The following is a 23,411-nucleotide window of genomic DNA, read 5'->3' as shown; positions in this document are numbered from 1 at the left end:
ACTAGTGAAATCTTGTACGATCATTATGTGGAGGGATTATGATGTAGCTTTGCTAGGCAAAAAAAAATCAAAGGAGTTATAGTTATGTTTAAGATTGGTTTTATTGGATTTGGAGAAGCTTCTTTTAATATTGCAGCTGGTTTAGCTGGAGAAGGAATTATACACATTCATGCTTATGATAAATTTTGGAATATCGAACCACAGTCGAAGATCGTCACTCAAAGGGCAAAAGATGCTGGTGTGAATCTTGTAAAAAGCATTTCAGAATTAATTGAAATATCGGATATTGTAATTTCTTCTGTCAGCGCGAATCTTGCCGTTGCACTAGCTGAAGAAAGTGCAATATATCTTAAATCAGGGCAACTATATGTGGACATTAATTCTGCAGGTCCTGATACTAAAGTTGCTGCAAATGAAATTGTATCAAAAACAAAAGCTCTGTTTGTAGATGTTGCAGTAATGGGGACTGTTCCAGGAAATGGACATAAAGTACCAATGCTGGCATCAGGAGCTGGAGCTAAAGAGTTCGCGGAAACGATGAACCGTTATGGAATGAACATTACATTGCTAGAGGGACCTGCAGGCAAGTCATCCGCATCCAAAATGTTTCGCAGCATATTTATGAAAGGCTTTGTTACTTTATTATTAGAAACCGTAATGGCAAGCCATCAGTACGGTATTGAAGATGATGTTCTGGCCTCTATAGAAGAGACGTTAACAGATGGCCCTTTCTTACCCATTATCAATGGTCTGTTGACTAGAGGCGTAATACATTCTGAACGACGCGAACATGAGATGGATGAAGTACTTACAACATTAAATAATCTACAGGTTGACAGCACCATGTCGAAAGCAACAAAAGCTAAGCTTAAATGGTGCACGGATCAGAAGTTTAAAGAGTTTTTTAAGGGTGTTCCCCCAAATGATTTTCATGAGATTTTTACTATGTTTGATAAATGAAATAGAAAACTTTACAATAACTGAGGAGTGAAAAAAATGAGTGAAAAGATTGTAGTAGCGGCTGAAAGGCTAGAAAAATTCTGTAATGCCATATTACAAAAAGCTGGTTTAAGTGGTCAAAACGCGGAAATTGTTACTGAATCCTTGTTATATGCAGATTTACGCGGGGTTAGCTCACATGGTGTTGCCCGCTTGACGACATATTTAGATCGAGTCAAGGCGGGGGCAATGGTACTGGATCCAACTATGGAATTGGAAAAAGATCTTTTGGCATCTGCTTTGTTAAATGCTCAGAATGGTTTTGGACAAATTGCTGGGACTAAGGCTATGACGTATGCCATTGAAAAAGCAAAAACAACAGGATCCTCTGTTGTAGCAGTTAAAAACTCAAATCATTTTGGCGTAGCTGCTTTTTATGCAATGCAGGCAGTCAAGAAGAATATGATTGGTTTAGTTATTACCAATTCATCGCCTGCAATGGCTGCTTATAATACCAAAAAACCACTTGTTGGTACCAATCCTTTAGCAATAGGGATACCAACTGCCAAAGAAAGACCCATTATATTAGATATGTCAACTTCAGTTGTGGCTCGCGGTAAAATTCGACGTGCCTCTTTAGCGGGTGAGAAAATTCCTTTTGGCTGGGCAAGGGATATGGATGGTAATCCAACGGATGATCCTAAGGCGGCTCTTAAAGGTTTTATGGAGCCAGTAGGTGGACCGAAGGGCGCTGGTTTGTCCCTGGTGATTGATTTATTATGCGGAGTGTTGACTGGCAGTGGAATTACTGGTGAAGTAAAAAATATCACTGATATCTCAGGCCCATCCAAGACTGGGCATCTGTTTATTGCTATTAATATAGAAAAGTTTATCAATCTTGATTTCTTTAAAACGAATGTTGACACAGTAATTAGAGGAATAAAAGATTCACCATCGGTGGATGGCTCACCTGTGTATCTGCCGGGAGAAATCGAATTCAACCTAGCCGATAAAAGGCAAGTCGAAGGTATTCCAGTACCAGAGGATGTTATAAAGGAATTAGCTGGACTTGCTGAAAGGTTTGCTATTCCTAAATTATAAGCCGGATCGAATTATTGACCCGAATGGTAATCCCTCTGTTTATATAAGACAAGGTTTAGCCGGGTCAACCCCTCTATTGGGGAGTTAGCCCAGGGGGCAGTATATTGATGATGTTGGGAACAGATTGAATATGGAAAAAATGTCTATCGCATAAATAAAGATAGAAAACTGGGGGGAATTTTGTGAATAGTAAAACATGTAAAATTGGCCTTTGTATTGTATTGCCTCTGGTGATTTTGTTATTTCCTGCACCAGAAGGCCTGTCCATAAAAGCCTGGCAGCTATTTGCCATGTATATGGCAGCAATTATTGGATTAATTCTCCGACCATTTGATGAAGCCGTGATTTTATTTGGAGTGATTGCTGCATCAGGATTATCTTTTGGTAATATTGGCGTTTTATTAAGTGGATATGCCAGCTCAACAGCCTGGCTGGTCTTTTCTGCATTTATGATTGGCACTGCATTTATTGCCACAGGACTTGGCAAGCGAATGGCATATATTCTAATTGGGAAATTTGGAAGTACTACTCTTAGGTTAGGCTATGTTGCGGCATTAACTGACCTAGTTGTAGCCCCAGCTACTCCCTCAAACACAGCTAGAACGGGAGGAATTATATATCCAATCTTTCAAAATATTGCAGTAGTACTTGGTTCAACTCCTGGTTCAACGGCCAGGCGGGTAGGGGCTTATTTAACAATGACTCTTTATTATATAAGTTTTACAACAGGGTATACCTTTCTTACAGCCATGGCACCGAATGCGCTGATCCTATCGTTTGCAGAGAGCATTCTCCATGTTAAGGTCGATTGGATGTTGTGGGCAAAGGCAGCTGTTGTTCCTGGGTTAGTTACTCTGCTGATTATTCCCTATGCGGTGTACAAGCTGTATCCGCCAGAGCTAAAAGAAATCGATAATAAGACCGTTGCTGAAAATGGTCTAGCGGAGCTCGGCGCAGTGTCAATTCGGGAAAAGATATTAGGAGTTTTATTTGTGCTAGCTATTTTGGGCTGGGCTTTAGGACCTTTTATTGGGATTGATGCAACTTCAGTCGCTATTGGCTTTGTGGCTGCCTGTTTGTGGACAGGTGTAATGACTTGGGAGAATATTCTCGCTACAAAAGGGGCCTGGAGCACTTTCATATGGTATGGTGGTATTATTGGATTAGCTGATGCTTTAGCTAAAGCTAAGTTCTTTGAATGGCTAGCAAAGTTAATCTCAGTTAATATTAATTTTACAGGTGTTAATGAGCTGATTATTTTAATACTGTTGGTTTTGTTTAGTGTGGTAGTCAGATATGTATTTGCATCAATGGCAGCATTCGTTGCGACCATGATTCCAGTCCTATTTACGCTTGGAATGGTAGCTAATCTGCCTGTTCTTCCCTATGTTTTTCTCATTGCGTTTGCTGGCGGATATGCTGGTATGTTAACTCATTACGGCGGTGCATTAAGCCCGGTTTTGTTTGGTTCGGGTTACGTTGACCAGAAAACCTGGTGGAAGCTTGGTGCGACAATGGCTTTCGTTAGTTTCGTCGTTAACTTTATCGTAAGTCTGCCGTATTGGAAAGTGATTGGTATTTGGTAAAACACTGGATTGGAGGAGTCGAAAGCAATGCCTAGACTTAAAGTTGATATACGTATAATGAATGGTACAATAATTGATCCTGAACAAGGAGTATCAGGCTCAGGTGAAGTGCTTATAAAGGGAAACCGAATTGTTGAATCTCAGCCAGGAGCCACAGTTGAAGCAGGGCAGACAATTGATGCACAAGGCTGCTTGGTAATGCCTGGACTCATTGATTTTCATGCACATCTATTTAATGGCGGTACGGATGCCGGGATCAATCCGGATGTATCATTGCTGCCGATGGGCGTCACAACTGCCGTTGATGCAGGCAGTTGTGGTGCTGCCAATTATGAAAGTTTTGTACAAGCTATTGTCAATCATAATCAGATGCGTTTATTTGGTCTGCTAAATGTTTCTTCAGGAGGCATCATAACGAATCGTTTTCATGAGGAACTTAATCCTGTCTGTTATGATGAAGCAAATATCAAGAGACTGTTGGAGCGATATTCGGGGCAGATCGTAGGTCTTAAAGTTAGACAGTCAACTGAAATTGTAGGTGAGCTTGGTATGAAACCTCTGGAAGCCACGATAAAAGTTGCTGAAGAACTAAACTGTCCGGTGGTGGTACATACCACGAATCCGCCTGGCCCAATAGAAGAAATAATAAATTACTTGAGACCTGGTGATGTTTTCTGTCATGTTCATCATGGAACAGGGCAAACTATTTTGTCTGAAGATGGTAAAGTAAAACCTTCCTTATTTAAGGCTCAGGATGCCGGTATTTTATTTGATGCAGCCAATGGCCGCAATAATTTTTCACTGAAGGTTGCGGCACAGGCAATAAAAGAAGGCTTTTTGCCGGATATTATAAGCAGTGATGTTACATCGGGCACATTATATGGAAATTTTGTATTTGGACTGCCATATGTTATGATGAAATATTTGAATCTTGGAATGAGCATAGAACAAATTGTAGCAGCTTGTACTATAGTGCCGGCTCGATTTGTAGGCATGCAGGGGCAAATTGGTACTTTAAAGCCCGGTGCATTAGCTGATGTAGCAATCTTTCGATTATCCCGTAAAGAGGTTATCATAAGTGATAAGTTTGGTGATTCCATTACTGCAGATCAATATCTGTTACCGCAGTTGACCATCTTAAATGGTAGAATCGTGTTCAAACAAATTGACTTTTGATCAGTTTTTTAACTTTCATAAAATGAGGAGTGATACATGTGATTCAGCAATTAATAAAAGTTATGCCCGAGTTTAATTGGATTAAAGATGATACGATCCGAGAAGCAACTATAAACTCTTATGTAGATGCTTTAACAATGTCTGGCTGGTGTGTTGATGATATGAATAAAATACCATTTACACTGCTGGTACCTGTAGGGTCCGTATCCTATCTGGTGCATGTACAGGCTGTGACCAGAATGTGTCATATGATCTGGGATGAATACCAGATTACGTATAAGGGGCATGATGCGCCTGTACTGGATTATGATACATTAATTGCTGGGGCATTGTTACACGATGTGGGTAAATTAGTAGAATATAAAAAAACAACAGACGGTAAATTTATTAAGTCGGAAATGGGCAAAGAATTGCGCCATCCATTCTCTGGAACCGTAATCGCCATGCGTAATGGGATTCCTTCTAATATTGCTCATACGATTGCTAATCACGCTAAAGAAGGGGATGGAACTTTGCGAACTCCAGAGGCGGTTATTATTAATAAGGTGGATGTAATGAATTTTGAAATGATTAAATCATTTCATGGAATCATTTAATCATCACATGTATAATTGGCAGTTAGCAAAACCATTAATTTTTGAGTAGGTAAAAAATACTGAGCTGAATGATAAAGCGGCTCAGTATTTTTAAAAGCAGATACAGAAGTACCAAATTGATTGTAAAAAAACATGAGATTGAGAAAGGGGTCCAAATGATAAGTATTCGAACCAAACTTACCGTTGTCATTCTTCTTATTATTTTGATTGCACTTGGAGCATTAGGCGGAATCAATTATTGGCAAGCGCGAAGTATTATATCAGAAAAAGTAAATGATGATATGGAACAACTAACGGCTAATTCCGCCAGCGACATTGGAGGTTGGCTTGAGGCTCGTAAATGTGAGTTGTCGATCATGGCTGTAGCACCGATGGTCCAAAGCGGCAACTTGTCAGTGATTGCTCCCTTTTTAGTCAATGCGGGAAAAGTAAATAAAGCATATGATGCGATTGGTTATGCTTACCCAAATGGAGCCTATATTAATTCTAATGGAGTGAAAGGTACGATTGCCGAGCGTGAGTATTTCCAGAGGGGAATGAGACAAGACATTTCATTTATTGATCCGGTTATTGGTAAAACTACAGGCAATGTCGTTACAGTAATCAGCATTCCGGTAAAGGAAAATAACAAGGTGACTGGAGTGTTGTATGGCTCAATAATCTTAGATAGCCTTACTCAGAAAGTATTAGCGATAAAGGTTGGACAAACAGGTTATGCATATGTAGTGCAGAACGACGGAACATTTATCATTCATCCTAATAAGGACATGGCAATGAAATACAACCCTCTTAAGGATGGTAAAGCTGAAGATAAATTTAAGAATGTTATTGGACGCATGGTGAAAGGTGAAACGGGAATTGATCAGTATCAATTAAATGGTCAAGATGAAATCGTTTGCTTCCAACCTATTCCAGGGACGACATGGTCACTGGCATTGACAGTGCCGGTTAGCGAGGTTACAGGAACGATTTCTGCTTTGGCTACGACTTCTTTAGTAAGCATATCGATTGTGCTGATGATTACAACTTTCCTCATTGCTTGGTTTGCTCGTTACATTACCCAGCCCATTCGAATGATGGATGAAGCAGCTAGCCGTATCGCTAGCGGTGATATTTCGAATACTAAGCTTGATATCACATCCAATGATGAAGTTGGTCGGCTGGGTAAAAGCTTTGACAAAATGGCGCAGAACTTGCGAGAACTTATTCAGAAAATTAGCGAGTCTACCGGTAAAGTATTGATTTCATCTGAAGTATTGACGGCTAGCTCCCAGCAAGCCATTCAGGCTGCCACTCATATCGCCGATTCGATCACCACTGTGGCTGCTAGTGCTGATGAACAAATGGAGGCTGCTGATAAAACGTCTATGGTGATAGAGCAGATGTCGAGCAATATCCAAAAGGTAGCTGCTAACTTTCAGCAAGTAGCTGCGCAGTCGGCGCAAGTAGCCGAAAAGGCAGAGGACGGTGACACAGCGGTAGTGAAAGCAGTGGACCGGATGGATCTGCTAGAAGAAACCGTCAATATTTCTGCTCATGTTGTGATGAAGTTAGGGGAGCGCTCTAAAGAAATTGGTCAGATTGTTGATACCATTTCAAATATTGCTGGACAAACAAATCTTCTGGCCTTAAATGCTGCAATTGAAGCTGCCCGTGCAGGAGAACAGGGGCGAGGCTTTGCTGTGGTAGCTGAGGAGGTACGCAAATTGGCTGAGCAGTCTGAAGCAGCAGCTAAAAAAATCGCTGAACTTATCGGCTCAATCCAAGGAGAAACCGACAAAGCAGTTGTTGCCATGGATGAAGGTACGAAAGAAGTGAAGATGGGGATAGAGGTAGTTAAGGTGGCAGGAGATGCTTTTAAGGAAATTGTCGGTCTTGTAAACGAGGTATCAGGACAGGTCAAAATGACGTCGGCCGCTATGATGCAGTTGGCTTCTGATAGTAAGACAATTGTGACTTCGATTAAAAGAATCGACGAGCTTAGTAAAAATTCAGCGGGAGAGTCACAGAGTGTGTCTGCGGCCACTGAAGAGCAATTAGCTTCCATGGAAGAAGTCGCCGATTCCAGTAAAGTACTTGAAGGAATGGCGCGAGACCTGCAAACTGCAGTAGCTAGATTCCAGGTTTAGAAAAATGGAAAGCATGATTGAAATCAAGTGTAAAGTGTTGAATACATAAAATCATCGGGACAGTTCTGTTCTTTGTACTATCGCGATAGAGTGAGACGTAAATGATTTGCTTGAATAAGCCGATTATCCAAATGAACTATTATGTATTAGGATAATCGGCTTATGATTTCCCACGGCTAAAACATTCTCACTAGACAAATTTATCCAAAACAACTTCAATCTAGTATTAAATGATCATTTAATACTAGATTGAAGTTGAAAAATATGGGGGAAAAAAGTGAAAAAGGAAATAATGACAGATAAGCCAGCAGTTCATAAAATAATGACTTCTGCAGCTCCTTTGTTCGCACAAAAAGGATTTGCTGCAGTATCTGTAAAAGAACTTGCAGAGGCTGCCGAAGTAAATATTGCTCTGATTTCATATTATTTTGGTGGAAAAGAAAAGCTTTATGCTGCTATACTGGACGCTCAGTTTGACTTAATAGATAATATAATAGGTTCAATTCGCAATGAAGAAAATTGTCCCATCGAAAAGATCAGACGTTTTTCGCAAAAATTTGTAAAGTTGCATAAATCCTATCCTTATAATCATCGTCTAATTTATGGAGAAATCATAAATTCTACCAATTGCTATGAAAGTATCGTAAAACCTGGCATTCTGCGACATCATGATTTCTTAACGGAGTGTATTCAAGAAGGAATCAATAATGGGCAAATACGTTCAGATGTTAAGCCTGATTGCGCTAATGTACTGTTAGGAAGTCTTTTACACTTTTATTTTATGACGAATCATCTTGCCGATGAATTTTTGGAGACAAAAAAGGATAAGGCTGAATACTACATAGCAGAAGCCGTGGAAATGTTTCTCAGAGGTGTTTTAAATAACCCTGTATAAAAAAAAGTCTTTTAATTAATTCTTTTTTTTGAGATTTTTAAATAAATATTTAATTTAAAATGATATTTAATAATGTTTGTATTTATATAAAGGAGTGAAAAGATGCAGAAGTTAAGTAAGAAGAAACTATATTATGGTTTGGCTGCGGGAGTGGTCTTGGCAGCCATCGCAGTAGGAATTACAGTCACAAAACATTCTAAATCTGCTGCAATTATGGAAGAGGCCGCTTTAGTCCGTACTGAGGTTGTTGGAAGGGCAGCAGCAGCTCAAGATTATACCTATTCAGGTGAAGTTAAAGGGCGCTTTGAAAGTCAGCTGGCGTTTCAAGTTGGCGGGAAAATAATAAAACGGCATGTGCAGCTAGGGAGTGTTGTAAATGCTGGAGATGTGCTTATGGAAATAGACGCCAAAGATGTTAAACAGACGGTCAACAGTAATGCGGCGCAAGTTTATTCCGCTGAGTCTCAAGTAAAGCTGGCGGAAAATAATCTTAATCGCTACCAAAAGTTATTCGAAGGGGGGGCGATTAGTGCAGCTCAACTTGATCAATACAAAAGTGCCTATGATGTAGCTGCTGCAAGCCTGCGTCAAGCTTCGGCGCAATATGCTCAAGGATCGAATCAATTGGATTATAGTGTTTTATATGCTGATAAAGCAGGCGTTATATCCAGCATAACAGCAGAAGCAGGGCAGGTTGTTACAGCAGGACAATCCGTAGTTAGTATCGTACAGGATGGAGAACGGGAAGTTGAAATTAGTGTTCCTGAAAATCGTATTGATGAATTTCGTAACATGGGACAGCTAAACGTTACTTTTTGGGCATTGCCTGGCATTAGTGTAGATGCTGCTGTTAGAGAAATTGCACCGATGGCGGATGCCGTATCTCGTACCTATAAAGTCAGGGTAAGTCTGGTGAATCCTCCTGCCGAAGTCAAATTGGGAATGACGTCTACGGTAACGGCAGCGAATAGAGGGAAGCAGCAAGATGCAGCTTATATTCCTCTAACCGCAATTTATCAAACTAGCGATGTTCCGGGAGTTTGGGTGCTAAATAATGAAATTGTAACATTGCGTCACATTAAAATTGGCGCCGTTGGCAACGGCAAGGTCCAGGTACTGGAAGGACTTCAAAATGATGATGTGATTGTTACAGCAGGAGTGCATAAATTAAAGGAAGGGCAGAAGGTGCGTATTGCCGGTGATACGTTATGAAAAATTTTAATCTTACGGAATGGTCTCTTCACCATAAGCAATTTATTTATTTCTTTATTGTCTTATTTTTTATTATGGGGATCGTCTCTTATAACAAATTAGGGCGTATGGAAGATCCTGATTTTACGATAAAACAGATGATTGTGCAAGTGAGTTGGCCAGGGGCTACTGCTCGTCAGATGGAGGAACAGGTTACTGATAAAATTGAAAAAAAACTGCAGGATTTACCTGGGCTTGACTATGTAAAAAGCTATTCAACTCCAGGGCAAACTATTACTTACGTCATTTTAAAGGACACCGTTCTTAAGAAAGATGTTCGACCCACATGGCTGGAAGCTCGTAATATGATTAATGATATGAAAAGCACCCTTCCTGAAGGTGCTTTGGATCCTACTTTTAATGATCGATTTGATGAAGTATATGGTGTAGTTTATACCCTTACAGGTGATGGATATTCCTATGAGGAAATGCGGGAAAAAGCGGAAAAAATTCGCCGCATGCTCCTGGATATTCCTAGTGTAAAAAAGATTGTACTCCTTGGAGTTCAAACTGAAAAAATATATATTGAGATAGAAAATAACAAACTATCTCAGCTGGGAATTGATCCAAGTACCATTACTTCTACTCTTCAAACGCAAAATGCTATGACGGCGTCGGGAATGTTTGAAACAGCTTCTGATAATGTTTATTTACGTGTTACAGGAATGTTTGAAGATGTAGAGTCTATCCGTAATGTACCGATTAAGGCTAATGGCAATACATTTCGCTTAGGAGATATAGCCAAGATCAGCCGCAGTTATGCAGAACCTTCTGATCCTAAAATGTTTTATAACGGGCAGCCTGCCATTGGAATTTCTTTGGCGATGGAGCCGGGAGGAAATATACTGACCCTAGGCAAAAATTTGGAAAATGCCATTGAACAAATCAAAAAAGAACTGCCAGTGGGATTAGAACTGAGTCAGACTGTAAATCAGCCGAAGATTGTAGAAACATCCATTGATGAATTTGTAAAATCATTAGGTGAAGCAGTTGTTATAGTATTAATTGTAAGTTTTCTTAGCTTGGGGGTGCGTTCAGGTGTTATTGTAGCTCTTTGTATTCCCTTAGTGATTGCAGCCGTTTTTACTTTTATGAATTTTATAGGAATTGATCTGCAGAAGATATCCCTGGGGGCTCTTATTATTGCTTTGGGACTTTTGGTTGATGATGCCATCATTACGATTGAAACAATGTCCGTAAAATTAGAGCAAGGCTGGACACGATTTAATGCCGCCTGCTATGCTTATACTGCAACAGCCTATCCGCGGTTAACGGGCGCGCTGGTTACTTGTGCCGGTTTCGTTCCTGTTGGTTTTGCAAGAGGAAGTGCTGCTGAGTACTGCGGCAGTATTTTCACAGTAGTGGTATTGGCATTGCTGCTATCTTGGGTTGCTGCCGGCACAGTAACACCTCTATTAGGCTATTTATTTATAAAGATAGACACGACTGATGGCGAAGGCAAGGAACACGATATTTATAATACTACATTTTATCGACACTTTAAGGAGATTCTAATTTGGTGTTTACATCATAGGAAACAGGTATTATTTGGAACCGTGGCGTGCTTTCTTGGTGCTGTGTTAGCTATGAGTCTAATTAAACAGGAGTTCTTTCCCGCATCTACCAGGCCTGAATTAATTGTTCAAATGAAGCTTCAGGAAGGAGCTTCATTGAAAGCTACAGAAAAAGTTGCTGAAGAATTTGCCAAGAGCATAGAAGGTGATCCTGCTATTGATTACTATACATATCATGTGGGTGAAGGCGCTCCTCGCTTTGTTTTAAGTTTTGAACCTACTTTTAATAAAACAAATTTCGCGGAGTTTATTATCGTTGCCAAAGATGCTAAGTCTCGGGAGGCATTATCCCAGAAGGTCAATACGATATTAAATGAAAAGATGACTAGCGTGCGAGGACATATGAAAGTAATTGCTAACGGCCCTTCGGCAGACTATCCTGTCATGATACGAGTTCGAGGATATGATCCCGAAAAAGTCAGAGTCATCGCCCAGAATATGCGCGATATCATGGCAGGTCATCCAGGCGTAAGGAATATAAACTTTAACTGGGATGAAAAAAGTAAAGTGATACACTTTGAGATTGATCAGGATAAGGCAAGAAAACTTGGAGTGGATACACAGTCATTAGCATCTTCGCTGCAGACACAATTATCCGGTGCATCCATTGCAGATTTTCGTGTAGAAGATAGAACCATTAGCATGGTATTTAAAGGTGCCTTGCAAGATAGAACTGATATTTCACGTATTAAAGACTTAAATGTTCATATCGGTAATGGGAAATATGTTCCGGTCGATCAAATTGCCAAGATAAGTTATGATGCGGAAGATGGACTCTTATGGAGACGAGGCTTAAAATCGATGGTTATCGTCCAGGCTGAGGTAAATCCAGGATTTATGGGAAATGATGTTACACAAGAGGTTTATGATGCTCTTAATGAGCTGCGAGCTGATTTACCTTTCGGTTACACGATTGAAGTAGATGGAGCTTTAGAGGATAGTATAAAAGCTGCAAAATTCATTTCTGAACCCGTACCTATGATGGTGGGAGCAATCATGATCCTCTTAATGATTCAGCTGCAAAATATACCTAAAATGATACTGACATTATTAACAGCGCCTCTTGGCATCATTGGTGTAGTTATGGGGCTTTTACTTACGGGCCATCCAATTGGTTTTGTTGTTCAACTGGGGATTTTGTCCTTGTCCGGGATTATTATGCGTAATTCAGTAATCTTAATAGACCAAATTGAGCAATTGGTCTCAAATGGAGAATCTATGTGGGATGCAGTTATTGATGCGACGGTAATCCGATGCCGCCCTATCTTATTGACGGCAGCAGCAGCAATCTTAGCAATGATTCCTCTGTTCTCCAGTGTATTTTGGGGACCAATGGCAGTGGCGATTGCTGCTGGATTATTTGTTGCCACCATATTAACTTTGCTAGTATTGCCGACCATGTATGCAGCTTGGTATAAAGTGGATATGGGAATGCCGCAACATAAGGATCAAGACGTTGATTTTCAGAGCAAACCAGTTTGATCTTCTTAAATAGACGCCTGGTGTAAGTAGATATGGGAGGTGTAGTGTGGAAATGGAACATGTTGCTTTCACTCTTATCTTGCATGCAGGAAATGCACGCAGCTATTGTTTTGAGGCTTTAAGCTTAGCACGAATTGGAAAACAGGAAGAAGTTTTAGAATGCCTTAAAGAGTCAGCAAGGGAATTACAAGAAGCACATAGATTGCAAACGAATTTATTGCAGATGGAAGCAAAAGGTGAAAAGCAAGAAATCAACTTGTTAGCAGTGCATGCACAGGATCACTTAATGAATGCAGTATTAGCAAAGGATTTGATTAAAGAAATGATTGGAATAATGCAAGAAAGATCATCATAGTGGTAAGTATTGAAAATACTAATGTAATCTATAAGATATTCTGAATATACCTAGCGCTATTTTTGAAGTAAGATTTAGATAAAGAATTATGAGGTAGATACTTTTTAGTTACTAGTACAACTAATGATTAAAAAATAGCCAAGGAGGAATATTAAAATGAATAATGCTTATTTCCAAATTCCGTTTCCAAAGAATGAACCAGTAAAAGCGTATATGCCAGGATCTCCTGAAAAGGAAGCTTTACAGATGGAGCTCCAAAGACAATTAGCAAATCCAATTGAAATACCGATGATTATTGGTGGAAAAGAGGTTCGCTCCGAGAAGAAAGAAAAGATGATTTGTCCTCATGACCATAAAAAAGAGCTTGGTGAATATTACATTGCAGGTGAAAAAGAGCTGCTTATGGCAGTTGAAGCCGCTGAGGCAGCAAAAGAAGAATGGGAAAATATGCCTTGGGAGCATCGCGCTACAATTTTTCTAAAAGCAGCGGATTTGTTGACAGGAAAATATAGAGCAAAGATAGCAGCCTCTTGTATGCTTGTACAAAGTAAAAATGCTTATCAGTCAGAAATTGATATTATTTGCGAACTGGCGGATTTTCTCCGCTTTAATCCCTACTATGTACAGGAAATTTATAAACAACAACCTAACAGTACAGATGGGGTATGGAATCGTGTAGAATATCGTGCATTGGATGGCTTTGTGGCAGCAATCACTCCTTTCAATTTCACTTCTATCGGTGGAAATCTTTCTACAGCTCCAGCTATGGTTGGCAATACGGTCTTATGGAAGCCATCTTCTACGGCGGTGTTATCTAACTATTACATTATGCAAATTCTTATGGAAGCGGGTTTACCTGCAGGTGTTATCAACTTTGTACCTTCTAGAGGGGTTGACTTTGGCAACGTTGTAATTAGTCATCCTAAGATGGCGGGCGTCCACTTTACGGGATCTACAAACGTATTTAACGGGATTTGGAAGCAAGTTGGTGAAAATCTTAATAAATATGTTACGTACCCTCGTCTTGTAGGTGAAACAGGAGGAAAAGATTTCATTTTTGCTCATGAATCTGCAGATGTTGAAGCTCTTGCATGCGCTATCGTTTTAGGAGCTTTTGAATATCAAGGGCAAAAATGCTCAGCAGCATCTCGTGCTTATATTCCCGAAAGTCTTTGGAGTAAATTAAAAGGACGTCTTGAGGAGGAAATTGGGAAGATTAAGATGGGTGATGTTTGTGATTTCACCAATCTGATGAATGCTGTAATTGATCAAAAATCATTTAAGAATAGTCAGAGTTACATTAACTATGCCAAAGAATCTAAAGATGCCGAAATCATTATGGGCGGCGGAAGTGATGATAGTGTAGGATATTTTATAGAGCCTACTGTGATACTAGCAAAGACGCCTACATTCAAGACCATGGTAGAAGAAATCTTTGGGCCGATTATAACCATCTATGTATATCCCAATGATAAACTGGACGAAGCCTTAAAAGACTGCGATACTGCAACACCTTATGGATTGACAGGTGCTGTATTTGCACATGATAGAGCAGCAATTATCAAGATTGCAAAAGCATTGGATCATGCAGCAGGAAACTTTTATATCAATGACAAACCGACGGGTGCAGTGGTTGGTCAGCAGCCATTTGGCGGCAGCAGAGGATCAGGGACAAATGATAAAGCAGGCAGTGCCATTAACCTATATCGCTGGATGAGCCAGCGTGCAATTAAGGAGACATTGGTTCCCCGTACCGTAGTCAATTATCCTTATATGGTAAAAGAATAGTTTCCAAATAGTTTAAGACATTTTCAAGGCAATCAAATTAATAGTGAGACTAATCGGCTTGCTGTCTACAAGATGGAGGAGAAATCAAATGACAGAATTAGCTTTTATATAGTATAGTGAGTAGGATATAGATAGTCATAGTTGAGATTTGAATGTCATGGAGCGCGAAAGAATTGGAGCTTATAGCTGATGAAAAAATATAAAAAAGTATATGTAGAGATAACAAATGTTTGTAACCTAGCATGTGATTTTTGTCCTGAAACAAAAAGAAAACCTGAATATGTATCAAAAGCAGCATTTGAGGAAATTCTGGATCAGATTAAGCCTTTTACAGATTATATCTATTTGCACGTAATGGGAGAACCTTTATTGCATCCTAAATTAGAGAATCTTCTCGATATAAGCTGTGAAAAAGGTTTTAAAGTAAACCTGACAACAAACGGTACGTTAATAGCTGCTGCTGCAGAGATGCTAATTAAAAAAACTGCAGTAAGACAAATCAATTTTTCCCTTCATAGCTTTGATGGAAATCAGGCGAACATAGTAAAAGAAGAGTATATTGATAAGATTTTAAATTTTTCTAACAAGGCAGCAGCAGAGTCAAACATAATTATATCCTTGCGATTATGGAATTTAGATGAAGCAATGTTAACGGAAGATCAAAGAAAAAGAAATGTAGATATCCTTCATAAAATAGAAAAGAATTTCAATTTATCTTATAAAATACAAGGAAATTTGTCTGAAGCCAAAGCGTTAAAATTAAGGAATCAAGTATATTTGAATCAAGATTATGAGTTTAAATGGCCCGATTTAAAAGAAGAAGAGGATATGAAGTCAGGCTCTTGTTTTGGGTTAAGAAATCAAGTTGCTATTTTAGTTGATGGAACAGTAGTGCCCTGCTGTCTTGATGGAGAAGGGATCATTAATTTAGGTAATATCCATGAAAAGCCGTTTTCCGATATTATCCATGCAAAAAGAGCAGAAGATATAAAGTTTGGTTTTTGCAATAAACATGTGGTGGAAGAACTGTGCAGAAAATGCGGGTACAGAAAAAGATTTAACAAATAGAATTCTTCCTGTCCTATCATTTCAGAGTGTTTTCTTACCTTTGCCCGTGTATCTCTGTCATTGCGAGCGTCAGCCAAGCAATTTCCCTGTTTGCAATGAGAGATTGCTTCACTAAAGCCTGTAGATTAGAACGAATTTGTAGGAAGATTTGTCAATCTTAGTAAACTATGATAGTATATTTGCGTATAAGAAGATTGTGATGTTTTCATAAATTTACAAACTCTTATATCAAACATGAGCAATAATGAATGGAGAAATGATGATGATGGATTTGCCAAATTGCCCAAAATGTAAATCGGAGTATACTTATGAAGATGGAAGTCTTTTAATCTGTCCAGAATGCAGTCATGAGTGGACTGTAGATGGAGACAATAGTGAAGAAAAAAAGAGTATAAAAGATGCAAATGGAAATGTCTTAAGCGATGGTGATTCTATAACAATTATTAAGGATCTAAAAGTAAAAGGAAGCTCATCGGCTTTAAAAATAGGTACGAAAGTAAAGAATATACGTCTAGTTGATGGTGATCATAATATTGATTGTCATATTGAAGGTTTTGGAGCCATGAAATTAAAATCTGAATTTGTTAAAAAGCTATAGAAACATGAATCTATAGGTAAGATGTATAAAGAAACGAGCATAGAAAAATCCCACTATAATGAGAAGGCATAGCTCTTCATTATAGTGGGATTTTTCCTATGGAAAGTATCAGCGGAGGTCTATTATTTTGACATCCTTAACTTGCGAGCCAAGATCAAATACTGTTTCAATCAGTAAAGATAAATTACCATTTTTCATGTTCGTTGTCAGCTCTGGATAGGTTGTTAACAAAGCTTCTTGTACGGAATCTTTTTGAGGAGTGCCTTCTACTGTAATTGTCAATTTATCATTAAGATTTTCTTTGCCTACTGTTAGTAGTACCCTGCCAGTAGTAGCAGAAACAGTACTTACAGCATCTGCTATGACTCGCCCATATAAATTCATGTCGCCGACGACAATCATGTCGTCAGTTCTTCCTTTAATCTTAACTGCCTGCAGCGGCAGCCAGCAGCTGCATTTTGCCCAGCGTGCTCTGTCACCTGACCGATAGCGAATCAATGGCATTCCTTCTCTGCGGATCGTGGTAAATACCAATTCGCCTTCATCAGCTGGTTTACCAGTAAACGGATTAATGATCTCTGTGATAAGATGCAGATCATTCAGATGAAAGGCGCTGCATTCTGGAAGAGAAATAGTTTGAGCGCCGCCAATTTCTGTTGAACCATAGCTATCAAAGATACCCGCGCCCCAGTAATCATTAAAGAATTGCTTATGTGCTAAAGTTAATATTTCACCTACCAAGATGATCTTATCAATGGAAGAGTGATACCCTAATTGCTGCGCTTCGCGGGTTAGGGCTGTCATATAAGAAGGGGAGGAGAAAATCACGTTGGGGGAAAAGAGTTTCATCCAGCGGATTGTTTCTTGAGGATTATCTGCACCGGCATTTAGTGGTAATCCGCCTGCACGCTCTACAGCGCGCTGTACACTAGAGCCGCCAATCCACAGCCCATGTCCAATGGGTAACGCAATTAGGGCAACTAGTCTTCCCGCATGAGCCATACGAAGTGCTGCACCATAAAGATTGGATAACATTTGTATTTCTTTATAGGTATAATACATTCTTTTAGGTTCACCTGTTGTACCGGATGTTGTAAAAACTGCCGACAATCTCTCTTCAGGGACACATAAGAAGTCCTGCCATTGTCGGATATCACTGGAAGTAGTGAATTCAAGCTGTTGCAAATCAGACGCTTTTCGTATATTCTCCGGGCGTATTGCACATTTTTTAAACAGCTGCTGGTAAAAAGGAGAATGTGCATATACATAATGTATCGTGTTACGTAGCCGTCGCTCTTGAACGGCAGTAATTAACTCCGGCTTCATCCCATATTCCATCATTCCGTGGAAAAAGGTGCTTGCTTTTTTGACAACTACAGGCTGGCAATTCCGTTCTTCAAAGCGCCGCAGTGTTCTATCAATCATTTCTGCAATCATAATTTCTCCTATAACGATAATAATGCTTTTTATCATTCTTTTTCATTATGTCCGCACAAATAACCCTTATGCATAGTAAAGGGAAAGTATATTCATTAAAATTTTTGCGGACACTGTTACTAGATTCTTTTATAGGAGACTATTCGATGAATGATATTCTTCTGATGAAATGTATTGTTATCGGTTTTATTCTCGCTGCTCCAATTGGGCCTGTCAATTTAATTTGTATACGATATACCTTAAGTGAAGGACGCATATCTGGTCTTATGGTAGGGATGGGAGCTGCGCTGGCTGATGCATTATATGGGGCGGGAGCAGCAGCCGGACTGAGCATACTTACAGTTTTTATTTCTGAATATGACACTGTCTTTCGATGGGGAGGGGGAGCATTTATTATTCTTCTTGGGATTGCAAGTTTTCGTGCACAACCAAGAAGTATATCCGATAACAAAGGTTCAAAGCATAGTTCTTATCGGCTTTGTACAGGAGTATTTCTTTTGACATTGACCAATCCAGTTACCATCTTTACCTTTATTGCGTTTTTTTCATCCTTTGGTATTGCCTTGTCAGTAAGAGATATGCCTACTACACTGTTAGCTTCTTTAGGTGTCTTTATTGGCTCAGCGCTTTGGTGGGGTGTCCTCACCAGTATTGTATGTCTTTTTCGCAGCAGAGTAACGCCACATGTTATTGTTCAGACTAATAAAATAGCAGGTATTATTATAATTTTGTTAGGTATGATCTCTATTGTGGGATTATAATTCTATCCATGTAATCCCACAATAGAGATCATAAAATATTCTCCCATTTTTATAGTTGAAAAGCAAAATAATAATAGAGTCGTATTTTTTTATTTTGATGAGAGTCTATAATGTGCTATGTAACCTTTAATAATGATCATACATAAAATAATATGGAGATAGTTATATTCAGTTAGAAAAAGGGAGAAAAATGATTCTCTAAAAATATGAAATAAATTTTATTGATCCCCGTTATAATTTCGCAAACGATAATGTGCAAAATAATAATCCTTAGGCCTAATTGCTTAAGGATTTGTTAGTTACAAGTATTCTCATTATGAATTGTAACACCATATTTATTGATAGATGAATCGTGGGATATACTAAATAATAAATAATTGAGCAGGAGAGATTTTATGGAGTATTTAGAATTTCTACAAGCTGATATCTTGTGCTTATTATATGATTATGGCGAAATGACTGCGGAAGAAATAAACTCAGTGTTGGGAAGTGACCATGAAGATGTAGAATCTGCTCTTTTTCAATTGGTGATTGAGGAAAAGGTTAGAGAAGTTGCCGAAGAAAAATATACTGCGGTAGATGAGTTAAAGGTAAAAAGATTAAAGAAAGACTATCCAATTGTATTTTAAGAGGATGAAGAAATGAATCGTCTTACCTTCGGGTGAGGCGATTTCAGTATTTACAGGCAATTCTAGCAATATGTAATATTTATAATTTACCAAATTGCGTTTTTTAATAGAATAAACTTTTTAATTGACAATAATTATTGATTAATATATATTTACATCAAGGACAATAAATGGTAAAAATAAAGGAGTGATAAACATGACAGTATTAAAGAAAATAGGTGCTTTTATTATTGAAGAATTGAAAAGACAGGGCGAAATCATGCAGAAAACAGGATTTCATGATTAAATGAATATAGTAATGTACAACAGTAAATCTTAAAACCATGCTTAGGAAAAATATCCTATGCATGGTTCATTTTTTTTGTGATTTATTATTCATATGTAAGATAAATTTTCACCTTATTGAGCTGCTGAGTGCAACAAGATGATCAACCTTCGTTCATAGCTTACATTTATATCTCAGAATCGTAAAGGAGTTGAGTCTTCTTGCATTAGACGTACTCTAGAATGTCTAATATAAGGGACTTATTTTTTATTCTATGAGACAGCTTTTATTTCTGTTCAGTAAAATTTGACAGAAAAAGAAATATTGGTATAATTGATAAAGATAATCAATATCAAAATATGTAAGAGCGAGGTTGTGTAGTGAGTAAACAAAAACAGAAGTTGTTATGTGCGCTGATTTGCAGTGCGATATCATTGACAGGTATGACGGATATTGCTGCAGCTGAAGAAGAGCAAAGCTTTGAGTTTGACGAATATGTTGTAACGGCCAATCGTATACCAGTAAAGAAAAGCGAAGTAGCTGCCAATGTTACGGTAATTGAGAATGAAATGATTGAGAAAAAGGCATATACGAAAGTATCGGATATCCTAAAAGACAATAATGTCAGTATCGGGACAAGTAATTTTGCCTCTTACCCAATTATCAACGGCGATGACCGCGTTATGGTGCTTGTCAACGGCAGAAAAATGAATTGGGGACATTTGATTGTTAGCGGTAACAGCCGGGCAGTCAATATTGACAATCTGGCTGTAAAAAATATTGAACGTATTGAAATTGTTCGTGGCCCTAACTCGGCCTTGTACGGCAGCAGCGCTATGGGAGGCGTTATTAATATCATCACCAAAAAAGCCAAGGAGGACCGGACAGTCGTTAGCACTGAATTCGGCACTTGGAATTCGGAGCGCTACAGTCTGGTTACCGAAGGTGTAGACAATGATATTAGCTATGTATTGACTATGGAAAAACAAAAGCGTGGTAATTTCGACTACAAAAGTCCTCGCAGCGGAAAGATCCTGGAGTTTAATTCGAGTGAAATTGATAGGGATTATGAAAGTTTGTATCTCGAAAAGCAGTTGGGAGACGACAGCTCGCTGGCACTGGAAGTTGAACGGATGGAGGAAAATAACGGTTATGGGTTGAATTTGAAAACACCAGCAACGGAAATTGTTACCTATCCTAACAGTCGCCGAAGTACTTCTGATTTAAATGTCGCTTTGACCTATTCTTGGAACAAAACAAAAGGAGCGCAGGATTATTTCCGAATTTATCAGAACAACGATGAAGCGACAGCGCACTATGGCAGCCCCTACTGGCATGATCTTAAAGCAACAGGTGCCGAATGGCAGCAAAGCTGGACCATAAATGATCGATATACACTGGTTGGTGGTGCGGAAACACGAAAAGAGCATTTTGATGAAATTAGCAGCAATACAACGACAAGCGGTGATGTGACAAGTACCTCTTTATTTGCAGAAAACCGCTGGAAGATGGGTGACCAGTGGTCCTTAACGTTGGGCAGCCGTCTTGATCATCAAAGTATCTTCGGTAATGACGTTACATCTCATATCTCGGTTAATAAAGAACTGTCAAACAATACTAATGTATATTTGTCCTGGGGACAAGGGGTGAAGAATCCAACTTTAAAGATGTTGTATGCAGATAATTCAAGTATGAAAGGGAATAAAGATTTAAAACAGGAACAAAGCGATACGGTCACGCTGGGAATCAATCGGCAAGTGGATCAGAATACCACATTGCAGGCCAGTGTTTACAGTACTCGCCTAAATAACGCAATTAAGTGGGTTCCTGGTGACTCTGGTGCTCCTGGCATATATGAAAATGTGAATCGTGAGAAGCGCCAAGGACTTGAAATCAGTGCAGCAAAAATACTATCGGATCAGTGGAACGTAAAGGTAGGGTATTCATATTCTAAAGGGAAGATATTAGACAAGGCGAAATCAACTAACTATCAATTAGATCCATTGAACGCGCGACCGAATGGCTATTTTGTGGGAGCAGATTATCATCAGGAGAAATGGGATGTTGGTTTAACCTTGCAGACTGCAACTGGACGAAGTACGAAAGCATATACCGATAACTCCTATTTAGCACTGGATTTGACAGCGGGCTATCAGGCTGATCAGAATACGCGCTTTTATCTCAAGGGTTACAACTTAACCAATGAAGCATATGAGCTTATTAGCCAAACTACTACACCAGGAAAGTTCCCAATGCCCAGCCGTTCGTTTACATTCGGTGTTGAACGACGTATATAATGTGCCCACGCTATAATTTAACATCTTAAACCCTTGGGCCTGGAAAAATGATGAAATTAAAGTTATCAACAGCTATTCACATGTTATTAACAGGCTTATCCACAAAGAGTCGTCTACCTCTGTATGAGGTTGACGACTCTTTCTATTAGCAAAATTTATCAATGAAATCATTTTTTTAAATTATGCAAGTCTAGGCAATGTGTTTGCCCCATGGGGCATGATATGAGTTTTAAGGTTACGTCCACGCTTTGCATAAACCAGTTCAAGTGCTTCATCTAGGGTTTTAACAATCGTAATGTTTGCTTTCTTTAAAAGATCAGGGTCTAAGGATGAAACTAATAGCAAATCAAATTTATCTGCCGACTCGCAGAAATAATAGCCAACATATTTTGAGATGCTATAATCAGCTCTTAAAGCATCTTCCCGCTCCAAAACGGTGTCATAACCTAAAATCATTTTCTGTACGTCTGCATTACCGCCAAGTCCTTCGGGGCTTTCAGTCAGAATAATCATCGTTCCGCCTGGCTTTGTCGCTTCGCGTGCATTAATCAGTGTTTTGATGGATTGATATAGATTTACGTCTTTCGGACTACCGCCTGCCGAAGCAATTACTAAGTCCGCTTTTTCCTGTATGGTTACACCATCAATGGCGTCTACAAGCTCCCTTCCTTTGTCATGAGCATCCTTGAAATGTCCTGCTACAGCGCCTGCGATTCTTCCTTCTGCAGTTACAACATTGAAAAGAAATGCTGGTTTGGCAAGGCTGGCCGCCTCCAACATATCCAAATGAATCAGATTGGTATCATCATTGCCGGAACGGACGTCCGGATGAGGTCCTAATCCTCTAATTGGATTAAGTGACAAGGCATGATTTTTCATAACCGTTTCATAGGAGGAAATACCAGGTAGCACATATTTCTTACCACCGGACCACCCGGCAAGGAAATGATAAACAATACCGCCAGTTAAAATAAGGTGATCACATTCCATTGCCTTTTTATTGAGCCGCACAGGTGTACCAAAAGAAGTGGTACCGCAATCAATCAGATTATCCTGATCCTGGCAGTTATGATCAATGACTTGAAATCGATCGGCCAATTTTGGCCCTAACAGTAGTCGGTGCTCTTCTTTTGTTTGTGGACGGTGAGTTCCCAATGCGCAGATAAAAAGAATATCTTCATCTCTTATTCCACCCCGATTTAGTTCCTCAACCACCAATGGCAGATATAAGTCTGTTTTCTGCCAGGCGCGGGTAATATCGGGGATAATAACGCAAACCCGTTCTCTTTCTCGTACTAGATTGGCAAGCCTCTCACTGCCAATGGGATTTTCCAGGGCTGTTTGTATAATCTCAAGTTCCGATTTATCAAAAACAATAGGATTACTTTTGATAACTTGCAGAATATTTTCTTCTGCAATAGTTAATACCATTTCTTCATTACCATACTTTAAGGCAATATTCTTTTCCATGGCAATATCCCTTC

Annotated in this window: 18 protein-coding genes; 16 read left to right on the top strand and 2 right to left on the bottom strand. The window is 39.1% G+C overall.

Translation table 11 applies throughout. The annotated features are described in order from the left end of the window. The first annotated feature begins 84 nt into the window (after positions 1-84). The 13 genes from BMZ99_RS06875 (at position 85) to BMZ99_RS06815 (ending at position 16,538) form a co-directional block, all read left to right on the top strand. Positions 85-960: an NAD(P)-dependent oxidoreductase gene (locus BMZ99_RS06875; RefSeq protein WP_090934378.1), complete on the top strand. Its 876-nt coding sequence runs from the start codon at positions 85-87 to the stop codon at positions 958-960. A 36-nt stretch (positions 961-996) separates the two neighbouring features. Continuing rightward, positions 997-2,040, top strand: coding sequence for an Ldh family oxidoreductase (locus tag BMZ99_RS06870; protein ID WP_090934375.1), 1,044 nt, complete (start codon positions 997-999; stop codon positions 2,038-2,040). A 182-nt stretch (positions 2,041-2,222) separates the two neighbouring features. Continuing rightward, a complete protein-coding gene (locus BMZ99_RS06865; protein ID WP_090934372.1) occupies positions 2,223-3,626 on the top strand; it encodes a DASS family sodium-coupled anion symporter in 1,404 nt (467 codons plus the stop codon). 27 nt (positions 3,627-3,653) lie between these two features. Further along, the gene (locus tag BMZ99_RS06860) at positions 3,654-4,802 is read left to right on the top strand and encodes a metallo-dependent hydrolase (RefSeq protein WP_090934369.1); all 1,149 of its coding nucleotides are present in this window, start codon (positions 3,654-3,656) and stop codon (positions 4,800-4,802) included. A 38-nt stretch (positions 4,803-4,840) separates the two neighbouring features. Next, positions 4,841-5,398 carry an HD domain-containing protein gene (locus tag BMZ99_RS06855; RefSeq protein WP_090934366.1) on the top strand — a complete coding sequence of 186 codons (558 nt, stop codon included), beginning with the start codon at positions 4,841-4,843 and terminating at the stop codon, positions 5,396-5,398. 155 nt (positions 5,399-5,553) lie between these two features. Continuing rightward, complete coding sequence (locus tag BMZ99_RS06850) at positions 5,554-7,527, top strand: methyl-accepting chemotaxis protein (RefSeq protein ID WP_175490492.1); 1,974 nt, start codon at positions 5,554-5,556, stop codon at positions 7,525-7,527. 277 nt (positions 7,528-7,804) lie between these two features. Further along, entirely contained in the window at positions 7,805-8,422 is a 618-nt protein-coding gene (locus BMZ99_RS06845; RefSeq protein ID WP_090934360.1) for a TetR/AcrR family transcriptional regulator, read from the top strand. A gap of 102 nt (positions 8,423-8,524) precedes the next feature. Further along, positions 8,525-9,634, top strand: coding sequence for an efflux RND transporter periplasmic adaptor subunit (locus tag BMZ99_RS06840; protein WP_090934357.1), 1,110 nt, complete (start codon positions 8,525-8,527; stop codon positions 9,632-9,634). Next, positions 9,631-12,729, top strand: coding sequence for an efflux RND transporter permease subunit (locus BMZ99_RS06835; RefSeq protein ID WP_090934354.1), 3,099 nt, complete (start codon positions 9,631-9,633; stop codon positions 12,727-12,729). The genes BMZ99_RS06840 and BMZ99_RS06835 overlap by 4 nt, the downstream gene beginning before the upstream one ends. 52 nt (positions 12,730-12,781) lie before the next feature. After that, a complete protein-coding gene (locus tag BMZ99_RS06830) occupies positions 12,782-13,084 on the top strand; it encodes a PTS lactose/cellobiose transporter subunit IIA (protein ID WP_090934612.1) in 303 nt (100 codons plus the stop codon). Positions 13,085-13,240: 156 nt separating this feature from the next. After that, a complete protein-coding gene (gene pruA, locus BMZ99_RS06825; RefSeq protein WP_090934350.1) occupies positions 13,241-14,872 on the top strand; it encodes an L-glutamate gamma-semialdehyde dehydrogenase in 1,632 nt (543 codons plus the stop codon). A 189-nt stretch (positions 14,873-15,061) separates the two neighbouring features. Continuing rightward, the gene (locus BMZ99_RS06820) at positions 15,062-15,940 is read left to right on the top strand and encodes a radical SAM/SPASM domain-containing protein (RefSeq protein ID WP_090934347.1); all 879 of its coding nucleotides are present in this window, start codon (positions 15,062-15,064) and stop codon (positions 15,938-15,940) included. A gap of 244 nt (positions 15,941-16,184) precedes the next feature. After that, a complete protein-coding gene (locus BMZ99_RS06815; protein WP_456107086.1) occupies positions 16,185-16,538 on the top strand; it encodes a zinc ribbon domain-containing protein YjdM in 354 nt (117 codons plus the stop codon). A 108-nt stretch (positions 16,539-16,646) separates the two neighbouring features. On the opposite strand, the gene BMZ99_RS06810 is transcribed toward BMZ99_RS06815, so the two are convergent. Next, entirely contained in the window at positions 16,647-18,011 is a 1,365-nt protein-coding gene (locus tag BMZ99_RS06810; protein ID WP_090934342.1) for a phenylacetate--CoA ligase family protein, read from the bottom strand. Positions 18,012-18,121: 110 nt separating this feature from the next. Here BMZ99_RS06810 and BMZ99_RS06805 point away from each other — a divergent pair, with 110 nt between their 5' ends. From BMZ99_RS06805 to BMZ99_RS06795, 3 genes are all read left to right on the top strand, one after another. Then, positions 18,122-18,736, top strand: coding sequence for a LysE family translocator (locus BMZ99_RS06805; protein ID WP_175490490.1), 615 nt, complete (start codon positions 18,122-18,124; stop codon positions 18,734-18,736). 395 nt (positions 18,737-19,131) lie between these two features. Further along, positions 19,132-19,365: a hypothetical protein gene (locus BMZ99_RS06800; protein ID WP_090934336.1), complete on the top strand. Its 234-nt coding sequence runs from the start codon at positions 19,132-19,134 to the stop codon at positions 19,363-19,365. 645 nt (positions 19,366-20,010) lie between these two features. Then, a complete protein-coding gene (locus BMZ99_RS06795) occupies positions 20,011-21,927 on the top strand; it encodes a TonB-dependent receptor plug domain-containing protein (RefSeq protein ID WP_245754865.1) in 1,917 nt (638 codons plus the stop codon). A 180-nt stretch (positions 21,928-22,107) separates the two neighbouring features. Here the strand turns inward: BMZ99_RS06795 and BMZ99_RS06790 are convergent, their stop codons facing one another. Then, positions 22,108-23,397 carry a lactate racemase domain-containing protein gene (locus BMZ99_RS06790; protein ID WP_090934333.1) on the bottom strand — a complete coding sequence of 430 codons (1,290 nt, stop codon included), beginning with the start codon at positions 23,395-23,397 and terminating at the stop codon, positions 22,108-22,110. Between the last annotated feature and the right edge of the window lie 14 nt (positions 23,398-23,411).

Source organism: Pelosinus propionicus DSM 13327, from assembly GCF_900114615.1.
In the GTDB taxonomy this organism is placed as follows: Bacteria; Bacillota; Negativicutes; order DSM-13327; family DSM-13327; genus Pelosinus; species Pelosinus propionicus.
The sequence above is the reverse complement of the archived record's forward strand: the minus strand, read 5'-3'. Positions and strand labels throughout refer to the sequence as shown.

Excerpts from the sequence above, each read along its gene's own strand:
- BMZ99_RS06850 (WP_175490492.1), top strand. The coding sequence starts at position 5,554 with ATGATAAGTATTCGAACCAAACTTACCGTTGTCATTCTTCTTATTATT.
- BMZ99_RS06835 (WP_090934354.1), top strand. The coding sequence starts at position 9,631 with ATGAAAAATTTTAATCTTACGGAATGGTCTCTTCACCATAAGCAATTT.
- BMZ99_RS06815 (WP_456107086.1), top strand. The coding sequence starts at position 16,185 with ATGAATGGAGAAATGATGATGATGGATTTGCCAAATTGCCCAAAATGT.
- BMZ99_RS06875 (WP_090934378.1), top strand. The coding sequence starts at position 85 with ATGTTTAAGATTGGTTTTATTGGATTTGGAGAAGCTTCTTTTAATATT.
- BMZ99_RS06860 (WP_090934369.1), top strand. The coding sequence starts at position 3,654 with ATGCCTAGACTTAAAGTTGATATACGTATAATGAATGGTACAATAATT.
- BMZ99_RS06830 (WP_090934612.1), top strand. The coding sequence starts at position 12,782 with ATGGAACATGTTGCTTTCACTCTTATCTTGCATGCAGGAAATGCACGC.
- BMZ99_RS06870 (WP_090934375.1), top strand. The coding sequence starts at position 997 with ATGAGTGAAAAGATTGTAGTAGCGGCTGAAAGGCTAGAAAAATTCTGT.
- BMZ99_RS06790 (WP_090934333.1), bottom strand. The coding sequence starts at position 23,397 with ATGGAAAAGAATATTGCCTTAAAGTATGGTAATGAAGAAATGGTATTA.
- BMZ99_RS06840 (WP_090934357.1), top strand. The coding sequence starts at position 8,525 with ATGCAGAAGTTAAGTAAGAAGAAACTATATTATGGTTTGGCTGCGGGA.
- BMZ99_RS06820 (WP_090934347.1), top strand. The coding sequence starts at position 15,062 with ATGAAAAAATATAAAAAAGTATATGTAGAGATAACAAATGTTTGTAAC.
- BMZ99_RS06810 (WP_090934342.1), bottom strand. The coding sequence starts at position 18,011 with ATGATAAAAAGCATTATTATCGTTATAGGAGAAATTATGATTGCAGAA.
- BMZ99_RS06805 (WP_175490490.1), top strand. The coding sequence starts at position 18,122 with ATGAATGATATTCTTCTGATGAAATGTATTGTTATCGGTTTTATTCTC.
- BMZ99_RS06800 (WP_090934336.1), top strand. The coding sequence starts at position 19,132 with ATGGAGTATTTAGAATTTCTACAAGCTGATATCTTGTGCTTATTATAT.
- pruA (WP_090934350.1), top strand. The coding sequence starts at position 13,241 with ATGAATAATGCTTATTTCCAAATTCCGTTTCCAAAGAATGAACCAGTA.